The organism is Saccharopolyspora antimicrobica, from assembly GCF_003635025.1.
GTDB lineage: Bacteria > Actinomycetota > Actinomycetes > Mycobacteriales > Pseudonocardiaceae > Saccharopolyspora > Saccharopolyspora antimicrobica.
Genome location: NZ_RBXX01000002.1, coordinates 1,075,257 through 1,101,384 on the forward strand (window position 1 = coordinate 1,075,257; position 26,128 = coordinate 1,101,384).

General features: G+C 71.4%; 23 protein-coding genes. 12 read left to right on the forward strand and 11 right to left on the reverse strand.

All coding sequences use genetic code 11. The features are described from left to right. Positions 1-39 precede the first annotated feature (39 nt). The 4 genes from ATL45_RS05700 to ATL45_RS05715 form a co-directional block, all read right to left on the reverse strand. Positions 40-540 (reverse strand): DUF5130 family protein, encoded by a 501-nt coding sequence (locus ATL45_RS05700; protein ID WP_093152430.1) that lies wholly within the window; start codon positions 538-540, stop codon positions 40-42. Continuing rightward, positions 527-787, reverse strand: a complete 261-nt coding sequence (gene ctaJ, locus ATL45_RS05705) for an aa3-type cytochrome oxidase subunit CtaJ (protein ID WP_093152606.1) — start codon at positions 785-787, stop codon at positions 527-529. Before ctaJ ends, ATL45_RS05700 begins: the two co-directional genes overlap by 14 nt. Positions 788-1,162: 375 nt before the next feature. Continuing rightward, positions 1,163-1,873 (reverse strand): hypothetical protein, encoded by a 711-nt coding sequence (locus ATL45_RS39285; protein ID WP_177241970.1) that lies wholly within the window; start codon positions 1,871-1,873, stop codon positions 1,163-1,165. A 22-nt stretch (positions 1,874-1,895) separates the two neighbouring features. After that, positions 1,896-2,540 (reverse strand): HNH endonuclease, encoded by a 645-nt coding sequence (locus ATL45_RS05715; RefSeq protein WP_235863474.1) that lies wholly within the window; start codon positions 2,538-2,540, stop codon positions 1,896-1,898. A gap of 212 nt (positions 2,541-2,752) precedes the next feature. Between ATL45_RS05715 and ATL45_RS05720 the strand changes: the two genes are divergently transcribed. From ATL45_RS05720 to ATL45_RS05760, 9 genes are all read left to right on the forward strand, one after another. After that, positions 2,753-4,867, forward strand: a complete 2,115-nt coding sequence (locus ATL45_RS05720; RefSeq protein ID WP_093152432.1) for a prolyl oligopeptidase family serine peptidase — start codon at positions 2,753-2,755, stop codon at positions 4,865-4,867. 147 nt (positions 4,868-5,014) lie between these two features. Continuing rightward, the gene (locus ATL45_RS05725; protein ID WP_093152611.1) at positions 5,015-5,992 is read left to right on the forward strand and encodes a mechanosensitive ion channel family protein; all 978 of its coding nucleotides are present in this window, start codon (positions 5,015-5,017) and stop codon (positions 5,990-5,992) included. Positions 5,993-6,017: 25 nt separating this feature from the next. Further along, entirely contained in the window at positions 6,018-6,410 is a 393-nt protein-coding gene (locus ATL45_RS05730) for a globin (protein ID WP_177241971.1), read from the forward strand. A gap of 241 nt (positions 6,411-6,651) precedes the next feature. Next, complete coding sequence (locus ATL45_RS05735) at positions 6,652-7,704, forward strand: alpha-amylase family glycosyl hydrolase (protein ID WP_093152437.1); 1,053 nt, start codon at positions 6,652-6,654, stop codon at positions 7,702-7,704. Positions 7,705-7,799: 95 nt separating this feature from the next. Then, positions 7,800-9,092: a heparan-alpha-glucosaminide N-acetyltransferase domain-containing protein gene (locus ATL45_RS05740; RefSeq protein ID WP_121505298.1), complete on the forward strand. Its 1,293-nt coding sequence runs from the start codon at positions 7,800-7,802 to the stop codon at positions 9,090-9,092. A 102-nt stretch (positions 9,093-9,194) separates the two neighbouring features. Next, positions 9,195-9,458: a hypothetical protein gene (locus ATL45_RS05745; RefSeq protein WP_093152439.1), complete on the forward strand. Its 264-nt coding sequence runs from the start codon at positions 9,195-9,197 to the stop codon at positions 9,456-9,458. Positions 9,459-9,462: 4 nt separating this feature from the next. Then, positions 9,463-10,362 (forward strand): hypothetical protein, encoded by a 900-nt coding sequence (locus tag ATL45_RS39290; protein ID WP_177241972.1) that lies wholly within the window; start codon positions 9,463-9,465, stop codon positions 10,360-10,362. A gap of 140 nt (positions 10,363-10,502) precedes the next feature. Further along, positions 10,503-10,922, forward strand: coding sequence for a YciI family protein (locus ATL45_RS05755; protein ID WP_093152443.1), 420 nt, complete (start codon positions 10,503-10,505; stop codon positions 10,920-10,922). Next, entirely contained in the window at positions 10,895-12,154 is a 1,260-nt protein-coding gene (locus ATL45_RS05760) for an RNA polymerase sigma factor (protein WP_246025181.1), read from the forward strand. The genes ATL45_RS05755 and ATL45_RS05760 overlap by 28 nt, the downstream gene beginning before the upstream one ends. A 4-nt stretch (positions 12,155-12,158) precedes the next feature. On the opposite strand, the gene ATL45_RS38735 is transcribed toward ATL45_RS05760, so the two are convergent. Continuing rightward, a complete protein-coding gene (locus ATL45_RS38735) occupies positions 12,159-12,308 on the reverse strand; it encodes a winged helix DNA-binding protein (protein WP_170210167.1) in 150 nt (49 codons plus the stop codon). Positions 12,309-12,675: 367 nt separating this feature from the next. Here ATL45_RS38735 and ATL45_RS05770 point away from each other — a divergent pair, with 367 nt between their 5' ends. Together ATL45_RS05770 and ATL45_RS05775 are read left to right on the forward strand one after the other, a co-directional pair. Next, positions 12,676-13,380: a TetR/AcrR family transcriptional regulator gene (locus tag ATL45_RS05770; RefSeq protein ID WP_246025182.1), complete on the forward strand. Its 705-nt coding sequence runs from the start codon at positions 12,676-12,678 to the stop codon at positions 13,378-13,380. Further along, a complete protein-coding gene (locus tag ATL45_RS05775; protein ID WP_093152448.1) occupies positions 13,377-13,970 on the forward strand; it encodes a GNAT family N-acetyltransferase in 594 nt (197 codons plus the stop codon). Before ATL45_RS05770 ends, ATL45_RS05775 begins: the two co-directional genes overlap by 4 nt. A gap of 82 nt (positions 13,971-14,052) precedes the next feature. Here ATL45_RS05775 and ATL45_RS05780 read toward each other — a convergent pair whose 3' ends face one another. Next, positions 14,053-14,934 (reverse strand): sigma-70 family RNA polymerase sigma factor, encoded by an 882-nt coding sequence (locus ATL45_RS05780; protein ID WP_093152450.1) that lies wholly within the window; start codon positions 14,932-14,934, stop codon positions 14,053-14,055. A 128-nt stretch (positions 14,935-15,062) separates the two neighbouring features. Between ATL45_RS05780 and ATL45_RS05785 the strand changes: the two genes are divergently transcribed. After that, on the forward strand, positions 15,063-15,716 hold the full coding sequence (locus ATL45_RS05785) for a nitroreductase (RefSeq protein ID WP_093152452.1): 654 nt from the start codon (positions 15,063-15,065) through the stop codon (positions 15,714-15,716). 32 nt (positions 15,717-15,748) lie between these two features. Here ATL45_RS05785 and ATL45_RS05790 read toward each other — a convergent pair whose 3' ends face one another. The 5 genes from ATL45_RS05790 to ATL45_RS05810 all read right to left on the reverse strand — a co-directional run bounded on the left by ATL45_RS05790 (position 15,749) and on the right by ATL45_RS05810 (position 25,923). Further along, the gene (locus ATL45_RS05790; RefSeq protein ID WP_093152455.1) at positions 15,749-16,966 is read right to left on the reverse strand and encodes a hypothetical protein; all 1,218 of its coding nucleotides are present in this window, start codon (positions 16,964-16,966) and stop codon (positions 15,749-15,751) included. An 80-nt stretch (positions 16,967-17,046) separates the two neighbouring features. Next, the gene (locus tag ATL45_RS05795) at positions 17,047-17,688 is read right to left on the reverse strand and encodes a DUF8010 domain-containing protein (protein ID WP_093152457.1); all 642 of its coding nucleotides are present in this window, start codon (positions 17,686-17,688) and stop codon (positions 17,047-17,049) included. After that, positions 17,681-18,112 carry an acyl-CoA thioesterase gene (locus ATL45_RS05800; RefSeq protein ID WP_093152459.1) on the reverse strand — a complete coding sequence of 144 codons (432 nt, stop codon included), beginning with the start codon at positions 18,110-18,112 and terminating at the stop codon, positions 17,681-17,683. The genes ATL45_RS05795 and ATL45_RS05800 overlap by 8 nt, the downstream gene beginning before the upstream one ends. Before the next feature lie 60 nt (positions 18,113-18,172). Further along, complete coding sequence (locus ATL45_RS05805) at positions 18,173-23,140, reverse strand: NAD-glutamate dehydrogenase (protein ID WP_093152461.1); 4,968 nt, start codon at positions 23,138-23,140, stop codon at positions 18,173-18,175. A gap of 140 nt (positions 23,141-23,280) precedes the next feature. After that, positions 23,281-25,923, reverse strand: a complete 2,643-nt coding sequence (locus ATL45_RS05810; RefSeq protein WP_143121635.1) for a hypothetical protein — start codon at positions 25,921-25,923, stop codon at positions 23,281-23,283. Positions 25,924-26,128 lie beyond the last annotated feature (205 nt).

Below are 26,128 nucleotides of genomic sequence, written 5' to 3' on the forward strand. Positions count from 1 at the left end.
CACGAGGCGAACGGGCCGTTGGCGGCAGAAAATGCGCTGTCAGTGGTGGGCGCGGGACTCCGGGTACGAGGTGCCCGCCGCGTCCGCGAGCATGCGCAGGGCCCCGATCAGCCCCTCGATCAGCTCACCCTCCTTGAAGGAGGCCACCATGCTCATCGCGGCCAGCTGGCAGCTGCGGTCCGGGATCCGCCGGTGCGCCTCGTCGCCGGTGACGATCTCGAACTTGCGCTGGCCCGGCGAGACCGCGATCAGCACGCCCTCGGCCGCGCGCGGACCGAGGTCGGCGTGCAGCTCCTCGGCCTGCTTGCGGGTCTCCTCGCCGAGGTCGCCGAGGTAGATGCCGAACTCCAGGCCGGTGCTGCGGCTGGACAGCGTCAGCGCCTCGTCGAGCCGCGCGAGCTGGCCGGGGTTGAACGGCAGCGCGGGGCGATCGGGCTCCACGCGGCGCGCGATCGAAAGCCGACCGGTGGCCGTGAGGGCCTCACCGGTGCTGAGCTCCCGCGCGTCCGCGGGCCGCCCCGCGACCTCACCAGTTGCCACGTGCGCCTCCCCGAGCAGTGCTGGGCCGCGCGTCCTCCGCCGCGGCCTCGGATTCCACGTCCGCCATCGGAACGGCGTTGTTCACGCCCGCCGGATTGGCCACCCACAACACCGGCGCGAAGTCCCACTTCTGCCCCGCTCGATAACGCGGGCGGGTGAGCTTCGGCCACATCGCGATGAGCACGATCAGGCCGTAGATGGCCGCTGGGATCACCGCCAGAGCGAGCACAGTCTCCACGACAGTCACGCCAGTACGGTAGCCGATGACCACCGCCTCATGCGCCACGACCTCGCACGGTGCATGATCGGCGTGATCGATCACCGCTCGGATCCGCCCCGCGTCGCCGCGGGCCGGCCGCCGCGAAGCCGGGGCTCCGCACGTCCCCGGTTCGGGTTTCCACTGGTCGAGGCAGAGGTGAGACCCGAAGAACTACGTACGGTTACTAGTCAAGAGTGTTATACATCACTTAAAGTAACTCGTTCAGGCTAATCGCTGCCACCGAATGGAGTCCAACCAGACGGTTGCAATGCGCGGCGACTTGGCGGCTTGTTCCTGAGGGTCTCCGCTCCTAGTTTTTCACCTGTATGGGTCTTGCATATTTGATCACACGCGCTCAAAACCTCATTTGAATGCGGGAGGCACACAATGTCGATCATCGAAACCGCCACTCAGAGCAGCGCCCTCACTCGTCTGACCGCAGGCCGACCACTGCGCGAACACAGCACCGCCCAGACCGGTGTGCGCATCAGCGGCCTGTCCGGAGGTGTGCGGATCAGTGATCGACAGCAGGGCGTCCGCATCAGCGGGCGGAGCGGCGTGCGCATCAGCGGACAGAACGGCGTTCGCATCAGCGGTGAGAGCGGCGTGCGCATCAGCGGGCAAAGCGGAGTGCGGATCAGCGGTGAGCGCGGTGTGCGGATCAGCGGGCAGCACGGTGTTCGCATCAGTTGCCAGCACGGAGTTCGCATCAGCGGGCGCCAAGAAGGCGTGCGCATCAGCGGTCGGAATGGCGTCCGCATCAGCGCGCAGCACGGTGTGCGGATCAGCGGGCGGGATGGCGTGCGGATCAGCGCGCAGCGAGGGGTTCGCATCAGTGGACAGCACGGTGTGCGCATCAGCGGGCGGGATGGCGTCCGCATCAGCGCACAGCAGGGTGTCCGGATCAGCGCACAGCACGGCGTCCGCATCAGCGGCCAGCACGGCGTGCGCATCAGCGGGCGGAGCGGCGTGCGGATTTCCAGCGGTGTGCGGATCAGCCGCGGCGTCCGGGTCAGCGGGCAGCGGGGTGTGCGGATCAGCTGACCGGGCGTGGCGCAGTTCGCACCGCGTCACGACCCGGTCCGCCGCTTCCGCGTCAGGCCGCCGGTTCGCCCAGGTAGGGCAACCAGAGCGGGTCCGTCTCCGACAGGCCTGCCAGCAGCCGCCAGTGCCGTCCTCGCGGCGCGCGCGGCGCCACCGGCAGGCGCCAGCCCAGCTCGCTCAGCGTCTTGTCCGCCTTCCGGTGGTTGCACTTGGTGCAGCAGGCGACGCAGTTCTCCCACGTGTGGGGGCCGCCTCGGCTGCGCGGCACTACGTGATCTATCGTTTCGGCGCGAGCACCGCAGTACACGCACCGGTGGTTGTCCCGCAGCATCAAGGCCGCGCGGGTCAACGGCGTCCGGCCGCGGTACGGGACTCGCACGAAGTTGCTCAACCGGATGACGGACGGGACTTCGACGGCGGAGCTCGCCGAGTGCAGCACCATGCCGGCCGAATCGCCGTGCACCACTTCGGCCTTGCCGCAGACGAGCAGCACGATCGCGCGGCGCAGCGGGAGCGCCGTCAGCGGCTCGAACGTGGTGTTGAGCAGCAGGACCCGCCGCTTGCGCCAGGACGGCGCGTGACCGGGAGGCCGGTCGAGCTGCGGCAGTGCGCCACGGCTCGGCGGGCACAGCGAGGCCCGCGACGCGAGGCTCGTGGCCTTCAGCGCCGGTTGTCGGGTCGGTTGTCGGTCGGGCACGCGACCACCTCCACCGGTGTCGGGCAAAGTTCAGCACAGAACCCCGTCCGAACGCACGTGTGATTCGACACCCGCGGCGCCGAACCTGCGTCGATTCTTCTGGATCAAGGCCATTTCCGGCAACGACGCGCGCCGGTGGCGATGCTCGTTTCCGGTGAAACCGGCGCGTCGAGATCAACTGGCCGGCACCCCGGGCACGTATCGTCGCGGACGTGACCGACGCTCAAGCCCAGCTGCGCTACCCCACCGCCGACCGCGACGACGTCGTCGATGACCTGCACGGCCACCAGGTGGCCGATCCCTACCGGTGGCTGGAGGACCCGGCCGATGCGCGCACCGAGGCGTGGTCGGCGACGCAGGACCAGCTCGCCCGCACCTGGCTGGACGCGCTTCCGGGACGGGAAGCCGTCGCCGAGCGGATGCGCTCGCTGCTGGCGGCCGGTTCGGTCTCCGCGCCCGCGTGGCGCGCCGGACGCGCGTTCTTCACCCGCCGCGAGCCCGACCAGGAGTTCCCGGTCCTCTACGTGCGCGATCGCGACGGCAGCGAGCGCGTGCTGCTGGACGTCGCGGCGCTGGACCCGTCCGGGCTGACCACGCTGGACAGCTGGTCGCCGAGCCTGGAGGGCGACCGGCTGGCGTACCAGATCTCGGTCGGCGGCGACGAGGAGTCGCTGCTGCACGTGCTGGACGTGACCACCGGCGAGCTGGTCGAGGGACCGATCGACCGCTGCCGCTACTCGACGATCGCCTGGATGCCGGGCGGCGCGGAGTACTTCTACGTCCGGCGGCTGGCCCCGGAGCTGGTGCCCGACGGCGAGGAGCAGTTCCACCGGCGGGTGTGGCGCCACCGCGTCGGCACCGACCCGGACGCCGACCTGCTGGTGCACGGCGAGGGCCTGGACCACACGTTCTACTACGGCACCCGGGTGTCCCGGGACGGCCGCTGGCTGGTGATCGAGGGCAGCCCCGGCACCGCCCGGCGGGACTCGGTGTGGATCGCCGACCTGACCGCGGGCGCCGAGGTGCCCGAGATGCGGCAGGTCGTGGACACCTCGGACGGCTACCGGGTGGGAGCGTGGGTGGAGCGCGACGGCCGGTTGTACGTGATGACGACGCTGGACGCGCCGCGCTGGCGGCTGTGCGTGGCCGATCCCGAGCGGCCCGAGCCGGAGCACTGGACGGAGCTGATCGCCGAGCAGCCGGATTCGGTGCTGGAGGCGGTGCGCTGGTTCGACACCGGTGACGGCGACCCGCAGCTGGTCGTGCTCCGCACCCGGCACGCGGTGTCGGAGGTGACGCTGCACGACCCGGCCACCGGGGAGCGCACCGGCGAGGTTCCGCTGCCCGGCACCGGCCAGGTCACCGCGCTGACCTCCGTCGACGAGGACACCGAGCACGACAGGGACCGGCTGTGGATCGGCTGGACCGACTTCGCCACCCCGCCCTGCGTGCACGCCTACGCGCACCGCACCGGCGAGGTCGCGCTGGACCAGCGCGCGCCGGGCGCCGTCGAGCTGCCCGCGGTGCACACCCAGCAGGTCACCTACCGGTCGCTGGACGGCACGCCGGTGCGGATGTTCCTGCTGAGCCCGGCCGCCGAGCCGGACCGCCCGCGCCCGGTGTTCATGACCGGCTACGGCGGGTTCTCGCTGTCCCGCGAGCCCGGCTACACGCCGTCCGCGCTGGCCTGGGTAGCCGCCGGTGGCGTGTGGGCGCTGCCGTCGCTGCGCGGTGGCGGCGAGGAGGGCGAGCAGTGGCACGAAGCCGGCATGCGCGAGCAGAAGCAGCACACCTTCGACGACTTCCACGCCGCCGCGCAGCACCTGATCGACGAGGGCTGGACCACCGCCGATCAGCTGGCGATCTCCGGCGGCTCCAACGGCGGTCTGCTGGTCGGCGCGGCCCTCACCCAGCGCCCGGACCTCTACCGCGCGGTGGTGTGCTCGGCGCCGCTGCTGGACATGGTGCGCTACGAGAAGTTCCTGCTCGGCCGCACCTGGAACGACGAGTACGGCACCGCCGACGACCCGGAGGAGCTGGGCTGGCTGCTGTCCTACTCGCCGTACCACAACGTCGCCGAGCAGACCGACTACCCGTCGGTGTTGTTCACCGTGTTCGAGTCGGACACCCGGGTTGACCCGAATCACGCCCGCAAGATGTGCGCGGCGTTGCAGCACGCCACGAGCTCTGACCCGGCGAAACGTCCGATTCTGCTGCGCCGCGAGACCGAGGTGGGGCATTCCGCGCGCTCGGTTTCCCGTACTGTGGGGCTCGCGACCGACCAGCTCGCCTTCCTCGCGGAGGCCACCGGGCTGATCCTGGACTGAGCCCCCGAACTCGGTCCGGCAGCCGATTGGTCGAGTTTCGTGCGCGGCGGGGCGCGCACGACGCTCGGGGCGGTGCGGTTCGCGTGCGAGTCGGTGCGGACACCGAACTCGCGGGACTTGAACGACAGCATGGAGACCCCCGAACCCATGGAACTGCCGCTTTTGACCGAACCGAAGTGTGCCAACGAACCGGGCTGGTGCAACACCGTCTACGGCTGGACCGGCAACAACTGGCTGGCGTCGTACTCCGAGGTGCTCATCGCGACGCCGCTGCACATCGCGCTCATCCTGCTCGTCGCGTTCATCGTGCGCTGGCTGGTGCACCGCACGATCAACCGGCTGACCCGCGGCAACGGCAAGCCCCCGAAGCTGCTGACCCCGCTGCGGGAGCGCCGGGCGGACTCGCTGACCGCCGAGCTGCTCTCGGAGCGGCGGATCCAGCGCGCCCGGACCATCGGCTCAGTGCTCAAGTCGATCGCCTCGCTGGTGATCTACGGGCTGGCCGCGATCTACGTGCTGCAGGAGCTGAGCATCCAGGTGGCGCCGGTGCTGGCCTCGGCCGGTGTGCTCGGTGTCGCGGTCGCCTTCGGCGCCCAGAACCTGGTGCGCGACTTCCTGTCCGGCATGTTCATGCTGGTCGAGGACCAGTACGGGGTCGGTGACGTGGTCGACCTCGGCGAGGCCAGCGGGACCGTGGAGGCCGTCGGCCTGCGCGTCACCACGCTGCGCGACATCAACGGCACCGTCTGGTACGTCCGCAACGGCGAGATCCTCCGGGTCGGCAACTCCAGCCAGGGCTTCGCCTTCGCGGTGGTGGACTTCCCGATCTCGCACACCAGCGACGTGGAGAAGGCCATCACGGTCGCCACCAAGGTGGCCACCGACGCCACATCGCGCGAGCCGCTGTCCAAGGACGTCCTGGACCCGCCGGAGATGCTGGGCGTGGACAAGATCACCGCCGACACGATCACGCTGCGGCTGACCGTCAAGGTCCGGCCCGGCCGCCAGTGGTCGGTGCAGCGACGGCTGCGGGCGGAGATCAAGCGCGCCTACGACGAGGAGGACATCGAGCCGCCGTACCCGTACGGCCGGCCGGTTCCGCCGACGAGTCCGGTGCATCCGTGACAACCGGCGGGCCGCCCCTGAGAGGATGTGCCCCGTGACTTCCGTGACGAGCTTTTACGAGCAGGTCGGCGGCGAAGCGACCTTCCACCGCATCGTGGCGAAGTTCTACGAGGAGGTGGCCAAGGACGAGCTGCTGCGCCCGCTCTACCCCGAGGAGGACCTGGGCCCGGCCGAGGACCGCCTCCGGCTCTTCCTGATGCAGTACTGGGGCGGCCCGCACACCTACTCCGAGCAGCGCGGGCACCCGCGGTTGCGGATGCGGCACGCGCCGTTCAAGATCGGCCCGGCCGAGCGCGACGCGTGGCTGCGCTGCATGCGGATCGCGGTGGACGAGGTCGAGCTCTCGCAGCAGCACCGCGACCAGCTCTGGCAGTACATGGAGATGGCCGCCGAGAGCATGGTCAACTCCTGGTTCTGAACTGAGGAGTGAGGTTCCAGGCTCGTTTTGCGTGGCCGTGCGGGTAGCGGAACCTCAGCGCCCGCCTGGACTCCGGGTGCCCGGCCTGATGTATGACCAATACACGGCGGCCGGGCCGTCCTCGCCAGGCGAACGCTGAGAACCCGCGGCGGTGCAAGCGCCGAGCGTGGGCCAAGCGGCTTCGCCGCTTCAAAGAGGTGGCGGTATCGGTGGTGGAGAACTTCAAGAGAAGGATCCGGTGATGCAGGCGGCGGACGCACGGGGCCACGGCGATCGGCCGTGGTGGTGGGACGCGGTGTGCTACCAGGTCGACGTCGGCGCGTTCGCCGACGGCGACGGTGACGGGGTCGGTGACCTCGAAGGACTGCGCGGCCGGTTCGGCTACCTGGAGCTGCTCGGCGTGGACGCGATCCTGCTGGCGGGCACCGCGGGGCTGGACCCGGCGGCGGCGGACTTCGCCGAGCTGCTGGCCGAAGCGCACGACGCCGAGATGCGGGTGATGGTCGCGCTCGACGTCGACCCGGCGCGCGCCGACCCCCGCGCGGTGCTCGAACCGTGGCTGGCGCACGGCGTGGACGGGTTCCACCTGGCGCCGCGCGAGGACCCGGCCGGGGCGATCCGGTCGGTGCTGGCCGGCTACCCGGACCGCGTGGTGATCGGCGCCGGTGACTGGCACCTGTCGTTCAACCTCGACCTGACGATCGCCGGGTTCGCCGCCGAGTCGCTGCGCAAGGTCATCACCGGTGCGCTGGGCGGGCCGGGGCCGCGCACGGCGTGGGCGATGGCCACCCGGGACAGCCGGCGCAGCCGGGACGACGCCGCGCTGACCCCGGTCCGCGCGATGGCGCTTGTGCAGCTGGCGCTGCCCGGCGCGGTGTGCCTGCGGCACGGCGAGGAGCTGGGGCTGCCGGGCACCGAGCGGATCCCGATGCCGTGGGAGGGCGACCTGCCGCCGTTCGGGTTCTCCCGGGCCGCGGGCGACTGGTCGGCGATCCCGGCGGAGTGGGCGGCCTTCACCGTCGAATCGCAGCTGGAGGACGAGCAGTCCACGCTCTCGCTCTACCGGCACGCGCTGGAGACGCGGAGCAGCCACCCGGCGTTCACCGGCGACGAGGTGGAGTGGTTCGGCGCACCGGAGGACTGCTTCGCGTTCCGGCGCGTCGGCAGCAGCCTGATCTGCGCGCTGAACACCTCACCGGCTCCGGTGCCGCTGCCGCCCGGCGAGCTGCTGCTGTCCTCGCGCCCGGTGGACGGCGACGACCTGCCGCCCGGTACCGCCGCTTGGCTGGTGTGAGCCTGGCCTCGTAGGCGCAACAGGCGGTGCGGGGGCTCGTTCTAACCTGGGTACCGTTGTCCGTCGGAAGACGCCCCTAGACCCCGCTGGATGCCATGACTGCTATTGCGCCCGAAAAGAGCGCGGCTCGGACGCAACCACGCACCGGCCGACTGGTCGGGGTCGACGTCGCCCGCTTCCTCGCCGTTTTCGGCATGTTCTGCATCCACTTCGGGGTGCCGTTCCTGACCGGCGACGCGGAAGTGCTGGTCGCGCAGTTCTCCAGCGGCCGGTCCACCGCGCTGTTCACGCTGCTGGCCGGCGTTTCGCTGGCACTGCTGTCCGGGCGCACCACTCCCCCGACCGGCGAGGCGCTGCGCCAGGCCCGGTTGCGGATCGCGTTGCGGGCGGGACTGCTGCTGGTGCTCGGCATCGCGCTGGCCAAGGCCACCGAGTCGACCGGCTTCCTGCTCACCGTGATCATCCCGTTCTACGGGCTGTACTTCCTGCTCGCGGTGCCCTTCATCCGGCTGCGGACCCGCGGCCTGCTGATCGCCGCGGCGATCGCGGCCGCGGTGGGGCCGCAGCTGTCGTTCGTGCTGCGCAGCTGGATGGCCGGGGACACCCCGGTGGCGTGGCTGGTCAGCGCCGTGAACGCGGTCGATCCCGGGCACCTGATCGCCAACGCCGGGGTCTTCGACCTGCTGCTGCTCGGCTTCTACCCGGCCGCCTCCTACCTGCCGCTGGTGCTGCTCGGGATGGCCGTCGGGCGCATGGACCTGCGGTCGACGAAGGTCCGGTGCTGGCTGGCGGCGGCCGGTCTGGCCGTGTCGCTGGCCGCGTGGCGGGTGTCGGAGTGGCTGCTGGAAGCGGTGGGCGGAAGGCCGCCGGAGCCCACCGAGGGCACCGTGCCGGTCGAGCACCCGAACTGGCTGCTGGGCACCACCTCGCACAGCGGCACGACCTTCGAGGTGCTCAACTCCGGCGGCATCTCGCTGGTGATCCTGGCGCTGTGCCTGGTGCTGGCCGACCGGGCCGGCCGGTTCCTCAAGCCGATGGCGGTCTCCGGATCGATGGCGCTGACCCTCTACGCCTGCCACGCGGTGGCGATGGCCTGGCTGATCGTCGTCGGCGGCTACGCGCTCAGCGGGGTGCCGGAGCCGCTGGCGCAGCTGTCGGCGATGGGCCCGGACCTGCCCGATCTGCCGGGCATGCCCGCGTTCCCGCGCGACGGTCACGTGCCCGAGGGCCTGGTGGCGCTCGTCTGCACCTTCATGCCCGAGGTGTTCCTGATCTTCGCCGTCCTGTTCCCGCTGGCCTGGCGCCGCTTCTTCCGCCGCGGTCCGCTGGAGGCGGCCGTCAGCGAGTCGGTCGGCTGGCTCGCCGACCGGTTCTCCCGACGCTCCTGATCAGGCGTTTCTCCCCCAGTAGGACTTTCGCCCCTGTACGCGGGGGGCCATTCTGAGGTCGCGTGGACGACGGACGTGCACGTGCCTCTGGGGGGTGGCTCCATGAACTTCCGGCATCGGACCGGTGGCGCCGGGGCGGTCGACATACCGCCGGCGCTGGGCAAGGCGATGGCCGACTACCGGGCTCTGCTCGACGAGCTGGAGAGCGGCGCCATCGACGAATCGACGTTCCGGCACCGCGCGCTGCGCGTCGGTCTGGTCCTGCGGGAGCAGGACGCCTGGATCCTGGACCTGTCGACCGAGCGGTGGTGGCGCTACGACGGCGTGGCGCTGTCCAGCCTCCGCTTCGGCGACGCCGAGGGGTGAGGCCATGCCCGCCCCGACCGATCCGGTGCTCCTCCAAGAGCGTCTCAGCAGCATCGTCGACGACATCGAGCAGGCCGAGTCCGGCTGGGTGCGTTCGCCGCTGTCGACGCACCCGCTGCCGATCGGGACCCTGCGCAACCGCCTGCACAACGCCACCACGTGGCTCGGCCAGGTGTGGTCGTCCCACGCCCGCGGCGGGCCCGCGGTGCAGCGCTGGCTGACCGACGAGCCGCTCGGTTCCCCGGTGCCGCCTGCCAACCCGCGGCTCCCGCTGCGCAAGCAGTTCCGCGTCGCGCTGGCCACCGCGTTCCTGGGAGCGTCCGTGGCGGCAGGCTGCTACGTGCTGACCGCGCCGCTGGCGGACCCGTTCTTCGGGCTGATCCCGCCGGACATCTTCAGCAGGCTGCCGCCGTTCACCGAACGCCCGGTCGACAGCGGCCCGGACGGCCTGCAGGACCCGCTCACCTGGACGGCGCCGGGCTCCCCGGTGGTGGTGCGACGCCCGGCCCCACCCGCTCCCGAGCCGCCACCACCACCGGCTTCGGGTTCGAGCGAGGCGGTGACGCCGGCGGGCCCGCCGAGCGACGAGCCCGCCGAGAGCACCTCGCCGCAGCCTCCTGCGCAGGCCCCGGTGCCGCCGGCGTCGCCGCCGGAGGGCACCACGCCTGTTGATCCGCCGACGACTGCCGACCCGACGACCACGCCGCCGACCGGCGAACCGACCACCGTTCCGCCCACGACGACGAACCCGCCCACCACCACGCAGCCGCCCACGACGACGGTGCCGCCGACCGCCACCGAGAAGCCGACCGAGACCGCGCCGACGACCACTCCGGAACCCACCGCGACGGAGCCCACCACGACGGACCCGCCGACCGCGGAGCCGCCGACCGCGACTTCGTGATCGCGGCAGGACGGCGGCGCGTCGTAGGCTTTCCGGAACCTGTCGGAAGAAGTTCGCGGGGCGTGTCGATCCGCTGTCCTCCCGTTCGACCTGGGAGTGCGGGTCCGGAGCGGACCCGGACAGTCCAGGGAGGCAGAACCGTGAAGTACATGCTGATCATGCGCGCCACCGAGGAGTCGCACGAGGCGTTCAAGGACGTCGACTTCCACGAGATCCTCGAAGCGATGGGCCGGTTCAACGAGGAGATGATCCAGGCGGGCGTGCTGGTGGCCGCCGAGGGCCTGGACGACGCCGCGGAGGGCGTGGTCGTCGACTACTCGTCCCAGCCGCCGGTGGTCACCGACGGCCCCTACGGCGAGAGCAAGGAGCTCTTCGGCGGGTACTGGATCGTCGACGTCGCCTCCAAGGAGGAGGCCGTGGCGTGGGCGAAGCGGGCGCCGATGGCCGGGCCCGGCAGCAAGTGCGAGATCCGCCGGATCTCCAGCATCGACGAGTTCCCGCAGGACAACGAGTGGGTCCGGAAGGAGCGGGCTTGGCGCGAGACGACCGGCCAGCTCTGAGCCGGGACGCCGTCGCGGCGGTGTGGCGGATCGAGTCGGCGCGGATCGTCGGCGCGCTGGCCCGCTACACCGGTGACTTCGCGCTCGCCGAGGACCTCGCGCAGGAGGCGCTCGCGGAGGCGCTCGTGACGTGGCCGCGCAGCGGTGTGCCGGCCAGCCCTTCGGGTTGGCTGCTCACCGTTGGCAGGCGCCGCGCGATCGACGTGTTCCGCCGCCGCGCCGCCCTCGACGAGCGGTACGCCGTCCTCGCCCACGACCAGGGCGAGGACGGCGCCGAGGATGCGCTGTGGGACCCGGACCGGATCGACGACGACGTGCTCGCGCTGATGTTCACCGCCTGCCACCCCGCGCTGTCGGCCGAGGCGCGGATCGCGCTCACCTTGCGGGTGATCGGCGGCCTGACCAGCGACGAGATCGCCAAGGCGTTCCTGGTCCCGACCGCCACGCTGCAGGCCCGCATCACCCGGGCGAAGAAGACGCTCGCCGCGGCCCGGGTGCCGTTCGCCGTGCCCGCGGCCGCGGAGCGCGCCGAGCGGCTGGGTTCGGTGCTCAGCGCGATCTACGTGATCTTCACCGAAGGCTCGTCGGCGAGCTCCGGCACCGAGCTGATCCGGGTCGATCTCGCGCACGAAGCGCAGCGCCTGGCGCGGGTGCTGAGCCGTCTGATGCCGGAGGAACCGGAGGTCCACGGCTTGCTCGCGCTGCTGGAGCTGACCGCAGCGCGCTTCCCGGCGCGCACCGGGCCGGACGGCGAGCCGGTGCTGCTCGAACACCAGGACCGCCGCCGCTGGGACCGCACCTCGATCCGCCGCGGCCGAGCCGCGCTGGCCCGCGCCGAGAAGGCCGGGCGAGGCCTGGGCGCCTACGGTCTGCAGGCGGCGATCGCCGGGTGCCACGCCGTCGCGGCGTCGGTCGACACGACGGACTGGGATCGCATCGTGCTCTGCTACGAGGCGCTCGGCAGGCTCGCGCCGTCGCCGGTGGTGGAGCTGAACCGGGCGGTCGCGATCTGCATGGCCAGCGGGCCGGCCGCCGGGCTGGCGATCGTGGACGAGCTGGCGGCGACCGGAGCGCTGCCGAACTCCCACCTGCTGCCCAGCGTTCGCGGCGAACTGCTCATCCGGCTCGGCCGCACCGACCGGGCACGCGCCGAGCTGGAGCTGGCCATCCAGCGGTGCGGCAACCAGCGCGAGCGGGCGGTGCTCGAACGCAAGCTCGCCGACCTCGGCTGAACGCTCAGGCCAGGTTCTCCGCGCAAGCCGTCAGCAGCTCGGCCAGCCGACGCACGTCGGCGTGGGCGAGCCCGGCCGTCATGCGGTCGTCGGCGTCGAGCACGATGCCGTCCGCCTCGTCGAGCAGCGCGCGGCCCTGCTCGGTGAGCGTCACCGGCCGGGCCCGGCCCGTGGTGGGCTGCTCCGCAACGCCGGCACCTGCCCGGCTTCGTCTCGGCCAACATCCACGCCAGCACCGACGGAACCAAGGTGACCAACTGCGCCCAGTGGCGTTCCGCCGAGGAACTTCCACGCCATGCTCGGCAACCCGGCCGCCCAGGGGCACATGAAGCTGGCCGCCGAACTGGCGGATCGGTACGAGCCGCACCTGTACACCGTCGAATCCGTGCACCAGCGGTGAGCCAACTCCGTACCCGATATAGTGTACGCGCTACGGTATTTATCGGAGCCGTTCGCCGGATCGGGAAGCGCGGAGGTGCGTCATCGGAGAAGAGCAGGAGATCCCCGCGGTAATCGCCCGGATGTGGGGCCTGGAACCCACTTCCCGGCGAGGGCCGCGGCGAGGCCTGGACCTCGACCGGATCACCGCCGCGGCCATCGCGATCGCGGACGCCGACGGACTGGCCGGAGTGCGCATGAGCAGCGTCGCCACTCGGCTCGGCGTCTCGACGATGGCCCTGTACGGCTACGTCGGCAGCAAGGAGGACCTGCTGACCGCGATGGCCGACGCGGTCGTGCCGGAACCGCCGGAGCCCGACGGCGTGCCGTGGCGCGAGTACCTCACGACCTGGACCCGCGCCAACCGCGACTTCCTCGCCGGTCACCCGTGGCTGCTCAGCGGCTCACCGGCCGTCCCGCCGACGGGGCCGCGCGCGCTGCGCTGGCTGGACCGGGCGCTGGTCGCGCTGGACGGCACCGGTCTGGACGCCGGCGAGGCGATCAACATCGCCACCGCGCTGTCCGGCTACGCCCGGAGCAGCGCCACGCTCGCCATCGGCCTGCACGGCGCGGTCGGCGAAGCGCCGCCCGGGCCCGTCGGCTACGCCGAAGTCCTCGCCCGCGTCCTCGACGACCGAGGGCATCCCGCGCTGCACGCGGCCGTGCACGCGGGCGCTTTCGGCCCGGCGGAGCAGTGGGTCGAGGACACCGACTTCACCTTCGGGCTCGACCTGCTGCTGGACGGTGTGCAGGCACTCATCACCCGGCGATCCGGGGAGAAGGCATGATGATCGACGTCAGACCGGCCGCGGAGCTGGGCGAGAGCTACCGGCGACGGATCACCGAAGTCTTCATCGACGGGTTCGGCCCCGACTTCACCTTCTTCTCCAAGGATCCGCGCAAGCTCGTCGACGCCTTCGAGCACATGCTGGTGCTCGACGTCTTCCACGTGACGCTGGTCGACGGCGAGCCCGCGGCCATCGCCGCGTGCACCGACGGACGGCGGCGTTCGACGCAGAGCGACCCGGCGGAACTGCGCAAGCACCTGGGGCCGGTCAAGGGGACCTTCGCGGGCGTCATGTTCCAGCGCATGTTCACCGAAGCCCTCGCCGAACCGCGGGAGGGAACGGCATCGATCGAATTCGTCGCCTCCGCAACGAGATTCCGCGGCAAGGGCGCCGCGAAGGCCCTCCTGACCCACCTGCTCGCCCTGCCGCAGTACCGCGAGTACCTGCTGGAAGAGGTCTCCGACATCAACGAGCCCGCGCTGCGGCTGTACGAGAAGCTCGGCTTCCGCGAGTACAAGCGCAAGAAGGTGCGCCACACCCGCTGGAGCGGCATCAACCACTACGTCTCGCTGCGACTCGTCCAGGACTGAACCCGTGAGTGCTTTGGGGTGCTGTAGCGCCCCAAAGCACTCACGGGACCTGACCGGCCAAGGCGACCTGGTAGCGCCGGACTCACGTGTCGAGAACGGCCAGTTCGAGCGACCGCAGCCGAGCGGGATCCCCGATGAGCTCGTACCGAGCGATCTTGGTTCCTTCGACGGTGATCGCCAGGGCCAGCAGCAACCTTCCGTGCGGGGCGACCACGAGTCCCACCGCCCCGTTCACCAGCGCCGGTTCCGCGAACCGCGCATTGCGTCCGAACCCCGCGATCTCCTCCGCGACGGCCTGCGCACCGCTGACCTCGGTCGCTCGCCCCGCCGACAGCGCTGCACGGTCGGCAACCCGCACCACGTCGGGAGCCAGCACCGCGACGACCCCGGTCACGTCTCCGGAGCGTGCAGCAGCCAGGAACGCCTCGACCAATTGCCGGTGTTCAGCGAGTTCCGCGCCGCTGACCGAAGGAGTGCCCCGCACTTTCCGGCGCGCGCGGCTGGCGAGCTTCTTCGCTGCCACTGGCGAACGCCCCACGATGGGCGCGATCTCGGCGAACGGTACTGCGAACGTTTCGTGCAGCACGAACGCGACCCGTTCCGCGGGAGTCAGCGCGTCGAGGACGACCAGGAGGGCGCGGCCGACCTCGTCGACGAGGATCACTTCCCGTTCCGGGGTTTCCTGGCCGACTGGCGAACTTCGGTCGGGGACCTGTTCACCGACGAGCTCCTCACGCCTGGCCCGGCGCGAGCGCAGCATGTCGAGACACACGTTGGACACGACCGTCCGCAGCCATCCGCCGAGATTCACGATGTCCGCGCGGTCGGTTCGGTCCAGGCGCATCCACGTCTCCTGGACGGCGTCCTCCGCCTCGCTCGTGGAACCGAGCATCCGGAACGCCACCGCTCGCAGGTGCGGGCGCTGAGCCTCGAAACGGTCCGCGAGCGAATCGTGCTCGTTCATCGGTCACCTCTTCCCGTCGCCAGCCGTCAACAGAGGGGAGACCACAACACAGCCGACGCAGCGGGAGCACCGATGACCTCTTCCGATCATAGGGCGACAGCGCTCGACCAGGCTGGTGGTGCCTGTCAATGAACGTCTACGACGCGGTGGACAGCCGCCGAGCGGTGCGCCGGTTCATCGACGCACCAGTACCGCGGGAGGCGCTCGAACGCGTGCTCGCCGCTGCCTCTCGTGCTCCGTCCGGAGGCAACCTGCAGCCGTGGCGCTGCTACGCGCTGACCGGCGATTCGCTGGCCGAGGTGAAGAAGCGCACCGCTGAGCGCGTGGCCGCAGGTGATCCCGGGGATCCGCGTGAGTTCGAGATGTACCCGCCGACGTTGAAGTCGCCGTACCGCGAACGTCGCGCGCTCGCTGCCGAACAGCGGTACGCCGCGCTCGGGATCGCACGTGCCGACGAGCGGGCTCGTCGGCAGGCCGTCGCCGCCAACTGGGACTGCTTCGGCGCCCCGGCCGCCCTCTTCTGCTACATCCCTCGGGAGATGGGCTCGGCCCAGTGGGTCGACATCGGCATCTACCTGCAGACGCTCATGCTGCTGCTGCGCGCCGAGGGATTGCACAGCTGCCCGCAGATGGCGTGGTCGGTGTACCGGGGAACCGTCGCGGAAGTCGTCGCCCCGCCGGACGACCTCGTGCTCTTCTGCGGCGTGTCGATCGGATTCGAGGACGCGACGGCAGCCCCCGTCCGCACAGCACGCGCGGAAACCGTCGTGTTCCTCGACTGATCAGGCGTGCCGGAGAAAGCCACGTCGGGCGCTCAGAACTGGATCTGCGTGGCGGACACCGCGCAGGGATCGCACCAGAAGCCGAAGAGCAGCGACTCGAAGCCCATCGCGCCGAACGGGGTCGGGCCGCTGTCGATCGCCATCAGGAACGGCATGAAGTCGCCGCAACCCGGGCAGAACGGGTGCGTTTCCGGCGAGGGCCAGTGCGGCAGCCCGCCCACCTGGTGCCGGGACCTCCCGGCGATCGCGGGCAGGCTGAAGCCGATCTGGTTCGGATGCGGTTCGAGCACCATCGATCGCTCGCCGGGGACGACATGGCGGTCGGAGCTGCCACCCGGCCCCTGCGGTCCGAAGTGGACGTGCACACCGTTCGAGGTGAAACCGACGACGATGCGGTCCACTTCCAAGCAGTCGCAGGTGAACCAGTAGAAGGAAGGATCCCGGGTCAGGGCGTGCGGCAGGTCCCGCGCCGACAGGGTCAGGACGCGCTCGGCCGGTGCCCCGCAGTCCGCGCAGAGCGGCACGTCGCCCGTCGGCACGCCGCCCATGACGTGCGGACTCGCACCGGCGTCGGCGACGAAACCGGCGAAGGCCGGGCGGAAACCCGCCGGTGCGCCGGCGTAGGGCAGTCGCCCGGCCAGCGGCATCAACCAGTCCCAGTCCTCCATGAGCTCGCGATCGCTCTTCAGCGACTGGACGAGGTCGGCGGCGTGCTCGGTCCGGATCAGCGCCAGATCGTGCAGATGGTCCAGATCGCGGGTCTCGTGCCACCTCGCGAACAGCCGGTCGGCGACCTCGTCGGGAGCGCCGGAGAGCAGGATGCGCTGCACGCTCGGGCTTTCGACGCGGTCCGCGTGCGGGCGCACGCGTTCCGGGTGGTGCACCGCGATGGAGAACAGCACCGAGGACAGCGGCGAATCCGGCTCCGGCGCGGCCAAGTAGTCCTGGACGTAGGCGTCGAGGAGGCTGCCGGGCAACCAGCGCACCAGTCTGGAAGCGGCTCTGACCAGGTCACCGGTGGTGCCGCGCAGCCGCTCGGCCGCGCGGGTCTTCTCGGCTTCGGCGCCAGGAACCATTTCCAGGTACACCGCGACGAACGAGGCAACGCGGCTGTCGGAAGTCGCCACGAGGCACTCGGCCGCCGCGGGCACCCCGCACTCCACCAAGCGCGCGATGACGCGCGCTTCCTTCTCCGGCACCGACAGCTCGGAGCCGAGCACGATCCGCTCGATCTCCTCCAGGACACCCACACCGACTCCCGATCACCTGGTCCGCTGAGCCGAACGTAGTCGTCCTCGCACCCCGGCGGAGCGGGAACCACGAATCAGCGTCAGATCAGCAGCGGGAGGAGGGCGTGGCGGCGGCGGACGACCGCGCCGTAGCGGGAGTCCAGGCGGAGCCAGGCGTCCGTCGCGCTGACCCGGACGATCTCGGACTCCGGTGGCTCGGTGACCAGGAAACCCATGCCGGAGAGCACGAACAGGCAGCGCAGCGGGACCTTCACCTCGTAGCCCGCGCCGGAGACCGTGAAGACCTCCTGGTCCAGCAGCGACGCCGGCGGTGTCCCCTTCGGACCGACGTTGTCCTTGGCCACGTCGATACCGCGCTCGGCGACCTCGCCGACGACGCGCGCCGGGAGGTCGTCCACGCGCTGCCAGCCCGTGGTCGGGGGCAGCTCCGAGCGCCACATCAGATCGCGGGGCGGGCCCGGGTCCATCACCGGGCCGCCCGCGACCGTCAGCGTCGCCAGCAGTTCGTTGCCGGAGACCGTCAGGTCCGCCGGTTCCACCTCTGCCGCAACGGATCTCGTGCACAGCGCGTCGAAGGGCGTTGCCGCCCAGACGTCCGCGCGACCGGTGTTCGCGCGGTTGCGCAGCCGCACCAGCGCCTGCCCGTCCAGGCGCACCGCTCGCGCCACGAACGCGCCCAGGTCCTCGCGTTCGACCGCGTCGGGCATTCGCAGTTCAGGCACGGCTCTTCTCCGACTTCGCCGTTTCCAGCTGCCACTCGGCCAGGAAGGCGCGCTCCTCCGCGGTCAGCCGCCGCGGCCGACCGGCCCGCAGGTCGTAGGGCACCATCAGGGTTTCCGCGGTGGCCACCGCTTCCTGCGCGTAGGCGGTGTAGTCGATGACGAACGACGCCGCCTTCAGATCCCGCACCGACATCTGGACCTGCAGCGACTTCGACCGGTACAGCAGCGGGCTGTGGTAGTCGATCATGATCCGGGCCACCACCATGCCCTCGGCCATGCCGAGCAGGCCCTGCCGCTCGGCCTCGGTGAACAGCAGATCGGCGCGGGCCTCCTCCAGCAGCGTGATCGTCCGGGCGTGGTTGACGTGCCCGAACGCGTCCATGTCGGACCAGCGCAGGGCCACCTCTGCTACGAACGCGCCCACTGGGGAGCTCCCTTCCTGCCGTGCGGGTGGCCCGCGGTCGCCCGCGAGCCACCCGGCAACTCACCGGACCATGCTGCGCAGCTGGCGCGCGGCCACCGACAGCGTGGCCAGATCGAGCCGGCCGGAGCTCTTGATCTGCTCCAGCGACGAGTTGGCCCTCGCCAGTCGCGACTCGTTGGCCGACTCCCAGTGAGCGATCTTCTGCTCGGAGTCGTCCCCCGGATCGCTGGTCCGCAGGACGTCGATGGTGATCGCGCGCAGCGATGCGTAGAAATCATCCCGCAACGCCAACCGGGCCAGCGAGTGCCACCGGTTCCCGCGTTCCAGCTCGTTGACCGCCAGCAGCATCCGCTCCACGTCGAGGTGCTCGGCGAGCGTGTAGTACAGGTCCGCGCTCTCGCGCGGGCTGCGCTCGGCGGTCACCCCGGCATCGCGCTCGGCCAGCTCGGCGACCTCGCGGATGTCCAGCAGCGCGAAGGAGTCCAGCAGGGTGCCGACCCGTTCGGCCAGCTCCACCGGCACTCCCGCCGCCGTCCACCGGTCGATCATCTCGCTGGCGCCCTCGGCCGCCCGGCCGCGCAGCAGCCCGCGCACCGCGCTCGACAGCTCCGCGACCACCGGCCGGAAGCGGGCGATCTCGGCGCCGATGGCCAGCGGCTGCGGCCGGTTGTTCAGCATCCAGCGCGCCGCCCGGTCCAGCAGCCTGCGGCTCTCCAGGACCAGTTCGTCGGCCACCGAGCTGGGCACCGAACCGCCCAGCGCGTCGATCTGCCGCCACAGCGAGTGCAGGTCGTAGACGTTGGTGACCACCGCGAAGGCGCGCACCGCGTCCGTGGTCGAGGCGCTGATCTCCTCGGCCAGCCGGTAGGCGAAGGAGATGCCGCCGCCGTCGACCATCTCGTTGACCAGCAGGGTCGTGATGATCTCGCGGCGCAGCGGGTGCGCGGTGATCGCGTCGGCGTAGCGCTCCTGCAGCGGCTTCGGGAAGTACTCCGGCAACCGGCTGCCGAACGCCTCGGTGTCCGGCAGGCCGCTGGCCAGCACGTCCCGCTTCAGCGACAGCTTGACGTGCGCCATCAGCGTCGCCAGCTCGGGCGAGCTGAGGCCCTCGCCGGTCTTCTCCCGCTCGCGGAACTCCTTGACCGTGGGCAGCGCCTCCAGCTTGCGGTCCAGCCCGGCGCTCTTCTCCAGCGCGGTGACCTGGCGGGCGTGCACCGACACCATCGGCCCGGCGTGCGACCGGGAGATGCCCAGCACCGCGTTCTGCCGGTGGTTGTCGGTGAGCACCAGCTCGCCGACCTCGTCGGTCATGTCCGCCAGCAGCTCGTTGCGCTGCTCACCGGTCAGCCTGCCCTCGGCCACCAGGTGGTCCAGCAGGATCTTGATGTTGACCTCGTGGTCGGAGCAGTCCACACCCGCCGAGTTGTCCAGCGCGTCGGTGTTGACCTTGCCGCCTGCCCGGGCGAACTCGATCCGGCCCAGCTGGGTCAGGCCCAGGTTGCCGCCCTCGCCGACGACCTTGACCCGCAGGTCCGCGCCGTTGACCCGGACCGCGTCGTTGGCCTTGTCGCCCACCTCGGCGTGCGTCTCGCCGCTCGCCTTGACGTAGGTGCCGATGCCGCCATTCCACAGCAGGTCGGTCGGGGCCAGCAGGATCTTCTTGATCAGGTCGGCCGGGGCCAGCTGGCGCACCGACTCGTCGATGCCCAGCGCCTGCCGGATCTGCGGGTTCAGCGGGATCGACTTCAGCGAGCGCGACCACACGCCACCGCCCGCGCTGATCTTGCTGCGGTCGTAGTCGTCCCAGGTCGAGCGCGGCAGCTCGAACAGCCTGCGGCGTTCGGCGAAGGACACCGCGGGATCCGGGTCGGGGTCGATGAACACGTGCATGTGGTTGAACGCCGCGACCAGCCGGATGTGCTCGGAGAGCAGCATCCCGTTGCCGAACACGTCACCGGCCATGTCGCCGATGCCGACCACGGTGAAGTCCTCGCTCTGGGTGTCCAGGTCCAGTTCGAGGAAGTGCCGCTTGACGCTCTCCCACGCGCCCTTGGCGGTGATGCCCATCGCCTTGTGGTCGTAGCCGACCGAGCCGCCCGAGGCGAAGGCGTCGCCGAGCCAGAAGCCGTAGGACTTGGCCACGTCGTTGGCGATGTCGGAGAACGTCGCGGTGCCCTTGTCCGCGGCCACCACCAGGTAGCTGTCGTCGCCGTCGTGGCGCACCACGTCCTGCGGCGGGGCGACCGCGCCGCCGACCAGGTTGTCGGTCAGGTCCAGCAGCCCGGAGATGAACATCCGGTAGCAGGCGATGCCCTCGTCCAGCGTCGCCTTGCGGTCGGCGGCCGGGTCACCGGTGGGCGACGGCGGCCGCTTGACCACGAACCCGCCCTTCGCGCCGACCGGCACGATCACCGCGTTCTTCACCGCCTGCGCCTTGACCAGGCCCAGGATCTCGGTGCGGAAGTCCTCCCGGCGGTCCGACCAGCGCAGCCCGCCGCGGGCCACCGAGCCGTAGCGCAGGTGCACGCCCTCCACCCACGGCGAGTACACGAAGATCTCGAACTGCGGGCGCGGCTCGGGCAGCCCGGGGATCTCCTTGGGCTCCAGCTTGAACGCCAGGTAGGGGCGTTCCCGGTCCGGGTCGGCGGAGAAGAAGTTGGTGCGCAGCGTGGCCCGGATCAGGCTCAGGTAGCTGCGCAGGATCTTGTCCGCGTCGAGGCTGGTCACCTCGTCGATCAGCTTGGTGACCTCGTCCACCAGGTCGGCTTCGCGGGCCTCGCGGTCCGCGGCCTCCAGCGCCGGGTCGAAGCGCGCCTCGAACAGCCGGACCAGCGTGGTCGTGGTGGTGCGGTGCGCCAGGATCGCGTCCTCGATGTAGTCCTGGCTGTAGGCGATGCCGACCTGCCGCAGGTACTTGGCGTAGGCGCGCAGCACCGACGCCTGGCGCCAGTTCAGCCCGGCCTGCAGCACCAGCGCGTTGAACCGGTCGACCTCGGCGGCGCCGAGCCAGGTGGCGCGGAAGGCCTCCTCGAAGCGCTCGCGCAGCGTGTCCAGCAGGCTCGAATCGACCCTGTCCAGCAGCTCCGCGTCCAGCCGCAGGCCGAAGTCGTAGATCCAGTACTGCTGGTCGGCGCTGTCCAGCGAGATCTCGTACGGGCGCTCGTCGACGACCTCGACGCCCATGCTCTGCAGCACCGGCAGCACGCGGGACAGGGTGACCCGGCCGCCGACGTAGATCTTGAACCGGCGCTGCCCGCCGCTGGAGTCGCGCGGCGCGTAGAACGACATCTTCAGGTCGTCGGGGCCGGTCAGCGACTCCAGTCGCCGCAGGTCGGCGAGGCCCTCGGCGGCGGTGAAGTCCTCCTTGTAGGCCTCCGGGAAGCTCGCCGCGTAGTGCTGGCCGAGCTGGCTCATGGCCTCCGACAGGCTGCGGGCCACGTGCCCGTCGCGGCTGGAGCCGGACTGCTCGGCGTCGACCTCCTCCACCATCCGGTCGTCCCAGGTGTGGATGGCCTCGTCCAGCCGCCGCTGGATGCGCCCCAGGTCCGGCTCGACCTGGTTCTCCGGATCGGTGTGCACCACGAAGGCGACCCGGGCCAGCGCGGATTCACCCACCCGCGTGCTGTACTCCAGGCTGGTGCCGCCCAGCTCGGCCAGCAGCACCTCCTGCATGGCCAGCCGCGAGCTCGTCGTGTAGCGGTCGCGCGGCAGGTACACCAGGACCGAGTAGAAGCGGCCGTAGGGGTCGCGGCGCAGGAACGGCTTGAGCTTGCGGCGCTCGGCCAGCGCCAGCACACCGGTGATGGTGTCCTGCAGCGTGCCCGGGTCGGTGGAGAACAGCTCGGCGCGCGGGTAGTTCTGGATCTCCTCCAGCATCCGCTGGCCGGAGTAGGACTCCATCGGGAATCCCGCGCCGTGGATGACGTCGCGCACCCGGCGCTCGATGAACGGGATGTCCAGCACGTTCTCGTGCAGCGCCGTGGTGGTGAACAGGCCGAGGAAGCGGTGCTCACCGGTCACCGCACCCGATTCGTCGAAGGTCTTGACCCCGACGTAGAACGGGTGCACCGGACGGTGCACTGTGGACGGTTCGCTGGCCTGGGTCAGCACCAGCAGCTCCGGCGCCAGCGCGCTGGCACGTGCGTCCGGCCAGGCGGCGAGGCTGCGGGCGGCGACGCTGTCGCCGCGCAGCACGCCGAGGCCGGAGGCCAGCACGGCCTGCAGCGCCGGTTCGGAGCCGTCCTCGACCAGCTCGTAGTGGCGGTATCCGAGGAAGGTGAAGTGCCCGTCGGCCAGCCAGCGCAGCAGCCCGGCTCCGTCGTGGACCTCCGCCGCCGACAGCCGCGGCGGGTTCTGCTCCAGCTCATCGGCCAGCGCGCGGGCCGCGGCGTGCATCCGCTCGGTGTCCTCGACGACCTCGCGCACGTCGTTGAGCACGTCGGTCAGGCCGTGGCTGAGGGCGTCCAGGCGCTCGGGGTCGGTGACCTGGTCCACCTCGACGAACATCCAGCTCTCGACCAGCGAGTCGGCGGGCGGCGCGGCCGGGTCGGCGCCGGGCAGCACCTCCAGCAGCTCACCGGCGACGTCGCGGCGCACCGCGATGATCGGGTGGATGATGCGCTGCACCGCAGCGCCGTCGCGGCCGAGCTCGGCGATCACCGAATCGACCAGGTAGGGGGAATCGTCGGTCACGATCTGCACCACCGTGGCCGGGCTCTGCCAGCCGTCGGTGGACCGCTCCGGGTTGAAGATCTGCACCAGCGGTCGGCCGGCGACCCGCGTCGCGGCCAGCCTGTGGTGCGAGCGCAGCGCGCCGACCAGGTCGGCGGGCTCGTCGTCGACGAACTCCTCGGCGGGGACGTGCCGGTAGTAGGCGCGCAACAGCTCGGCCAGCTCCGGCGCGGTCTCCGCCGCTCTGTCGAGCAGGCGGCTCTTGACGATTTCGGGGTTCCCGGATCGCTCCCCAGCCGAGTCTTCCCCATCGGTCTGCGGTCGTCCGGTCTTCAACTGTCCGGGATTCGAGGTCATCTTCAGGCAGCTCCACGCTTGACGGCACCTCTTTGTGCCCACAGGTTCCACCATAAGACTGCCAGTTCCCGCCACGGCCGGAGGGCAGCCCGGTGGTCTTGCGCGTGAAGAGCGGCACAATGATCGATTACCTGGACGTTTCAGAACAGCGGATCCGTCGCCGCAGCGTCGAATCCAGGCCGCCGGTGCCGCGCCACCGCACCTGCCCCGTGATCGTCCGATGTGGACTGGAACGACCTCCGGGAAAGCCTGGAGGGCTCGGTGATCCCGGACACATGCGGTTCGCTGTGCCGGCCGGAGCGGGCCGCCCCGGCCTCCGCCTCGCCGCGGCGGCCGCTCTCGTAGGCCAGCAGGGCCTCGGTGAGCAGTTCGGCGAGGCCTGCCTTCTCCGGCACCACGGAATCGACCGGCGGCTCCGGCTGCGGCTCGGCCACCGGCAGGTTCGGGTGGGTGTCCTCAGCCGGGAGCTCCGCCTGCGGGGGTTCCGGGGTGGCGGTGGGGAGCTCCGGGTGGGTGTCCTCAGCGGTCTCTTCCGGTTGGCGGTGCCGGGCGACCGCCTCGGCGGCGGGCTCCGGTTCGTCCGGCTCGGCGTGCCGGGCCCGGCGGCGGCCGCCGCGGGGCTGTTCGGGCAGCTGGAGGCTCGCCCTGATCTCGGCCAGCGACCGGCCGCGCGAGCGCCGTCCGCCGCTCTCGCCCCGGCTCGGCGCCTCGTCCGCGCTGCTTCCGGCCGGTGCGGCCTCGCTGCGCCGGTCGTCTTCCGGTGCTTCGGTGGCGACCGGTTCCGGTGCACCGTGCCGCGGCGCCGCTGGTCGCTGCTCCGCGGGCTCCGGGGCGATCACCGGCAGGATCGTGGTGGTGTCGGCGGGCAGGTCCGAGCCGAGCGGTTCCGGGAGCAGGGCGGCCGCCGCGGGTTCCGGGTCGACCGCGCTGGATGGTTCGGTCCCGATCTGCCAGTCGAGCGACGGCTCCGGCTGCGTGACGGGCAGGTCAGGGAAGGTGTCCTCCGCGCTGGACGGCTGGTCCAAGAGCTCCGTGGGCCACCAGTCCGATCGCCCGCTGCCCTCCGCCTGCTCGTGGTGCTCCTGGTCGGCGGCATCCGCTGCGGCAGGTGCCTGCTCGGCGCGGCGCTGGTGCGCGCTGGCCATCAGGTCTTCGAACAGCGCCGGGTCGAGCAGCATCGTCGGCTCGTCCGCCGTTCGCGATCCGCTCGTCTCCTCCTGCCGGTGGCGGCGCTCTTCACGCAGCTCAGCAGCCCGGCTGGTGAGGGATTCCATCAGCAGGCGAGCCGCGTCGGCAGCATCGTCGGAGTCCGGCCGCGGCCTGGGCAGCAGCTCCGTCGCCTCGTCGGCCGATCCCGATGGCACAGCCGCGCCGGGCGGAGCGCCGGTGCTCGGAGCCTCGATGGCACCGGGCACCGCTTGGTCGGAATCCTCGCTGCTCCGAATCTCGGCCGAAGACGGTTCAACATCCGCGGCCTGGATCGTCTCAGCGCCCGTCGCCTGGGGTTCAGCGCTTCGGGACTCACCCGCCTTCGCATCAACGCTCGGCACCTTGATGATGCCGAGCTCGACACCGAGTTCGGTGCTCGGAACGTCGTCGGCCCGGACGTCGAGCCGTTCGGTCTCCGCGAAGCTGATCCGCAATTCGGATTCGAACGCTCGCGGCTCAGCAGGCCAGGCCCCGGGCCGCTGTTCGTCCGCTTCCGGGAACCGCTCCGCCTGGTGCCCGGACTGCGGGCCGGGCAGGGGAGCCTCCGACGGGCCGGATTCGGGCGGCGCCGACCCCGATCCCCTCGACTGCCGGGGCACGTCCACGCACTTGCTGAGCTCCGGGTACTCAGCGAGCAGCCGGGCCCGCGCGTGGTGCACCGCAGCACGCCAACGCCGGTCGGCCGCGTAAGCACCGCGCAGCGCCCGCAGCGCATCGGGGAACTCCGAGCTGCGTTCGTGCACCTGGGACAGGGTGTTGAGCGCTTCGGCGAGCAGGCCGTCGAGCTTGTGCCGCTCGGAGATGGCCGCCGTGTCGCCGAGCACCCGCAGCGCCGCCGCGTGGTCGCCGTTGGGCAGGTGCACCCGGGTGGCCAGCGCTAACCCCAGCCAACCGACCGGACCGGCCGCAGCAGCGCGCACCGGCTCGGCGAGCACCTTCTCGGCGGCCGTGACCGCCTCGGGCCGGTGCCCGAGCTCCAGCAGCGACTGCACCCGTTCCAGCACCAGCCGGGTCCGGATCTCACCGCTGTCGGCCGCCGGGTCACCGAGCTGGTGGAGCTGGTCCAGCCCCGCGTCCGCGGCCTCCGTCGCCTCGGCGAACTCGCCCAGCCGGCGGTGGTGCCCAGCGCGGGCCGCGCAGACGCGGGCTTGCAGCAGCCGGGCGATGTCCCGGTTGCTCTCCCCCGCGCCGTACAGCCGCTCGGCCTCGTCCAGCGCCTCGGTCCGCGAACCGTCCTGCTGGTGCACGGGCATCGAGGCCGCCAGCGCCAGCAGCGCGTGCGCGCGCAGCGACGGTTCGATCCGCTCCTGCTCCAGCACCGGCCGCAGGATCCGGGCCGCGACCTCCGGGCTGCCCGCGGCGCACGCGCACCACGCCAGCTCGACCCGCAGCTCGGCCGTCACCTCGGCGTCGCCCGCCGATTCGGCGTCGCGGACCGCGGCGAGGGCCCGGCCGGTGGCCGGGACACCTCGCCCCAAGCGGTTCGAGGCGAACAGGGCGAGCGCTTCCGCGCGCAACCGAGCCGCCTGGTCACCGGCGCGCCTGGCGAGCGCGACAGCGCGATCACTGAGCACCAACGCGAGCTCGGGGACCCTCCACCGCATCTGGTGCGCGGGTTCGAGGAGTCCTTGCGCCGAGCCTGGGTTGGGTGGTCCGGACACGCTCGCCAAGGCGCCTCCGTTCTAGACGATTGATTCCTTTTCTATAGGCCGCAGCCGCGACGCGTCTACCAACAACGGCATGAGCTGCCGCAAGCGCGCAGCGCTTGGCCCACCCTCG

Coding starts and splice junctions, on each gene's coding strand:
- ATL45_RS05725 (WP_093152611.1), top strand. CDS start 5,015: ATGGAACTGCCGCTTTTGACCGAACCGAAGTGTGCCAACGAACCGGGC.
- ATL45_RS05730 (WP_177241971.1), top strand. CDS start 6,018: ATGTGCCCCGTGACTTCCGTGACGAGCTTTTACGAGCAGGTCGGCGGC.
- ATL45_RS05735 (WP_093152437.1), top strand. CDS start 6,652: ATGCAGGCGGCGGACGCACGGGGCCACGGCGATCGGCCGTGGTGGTGG.
- ATL45_RS05740 (WP_121505298.1), top strand. CDS start 7,800: ATGACTGCTATTGCGCCCGAAAAGAGCGCGGCTCGGACGCAACCACGC.
- ATL45_RS05745 (WP_093152439.1), top strand. CDS start 9,195: ATGAACTTCCGGCATCGGACCGGTGGCGCCGGGGCGGTCGACATACCG.
- ATL45_RS39290 (WP_177241972.1), top strand. CDS start 9,463: ATGCCCGCCCCGACCGATCCGGTGCTCCTCCAAGAGCGTCTCAGCAGC.
- ATL45_RS05770 (WP_246025182.1), top strand. CDS start 12,676: ATGTGGGGCCTGGAACCCACTTCCCGGCGAGGGCCGCGGCGAGGCCTG.
- ATL45_RS05775 (WP_093152448.1), top strand. CDS start 13,377: ATGATGATCGACGTCAGACCGGCCGCGGAGCTGGGCGAGAGCTACCGG.
- ATL45_RS05780 (WP_093152450.1), bottom strand. CDS start 14,934: ATGAACGAGCACGATTCGCTCGCGGACCGTTTCGAGGCTCAGCGCCCG.
- ATL45_RS05785 (WP_093152452.1), top strand. CDS start 15,063: ATGAACGTCTACGACGCGGTGGACAGCCGCCGAGCGGTGCGCCGGTTC.
- ATL45_RS05805 (WP_093152461.1), bottom strand. CDS start 23,140: ATGACCTCGAATCCCGGACAGTTGAAGACCGGACGACCGCAGACCGAT.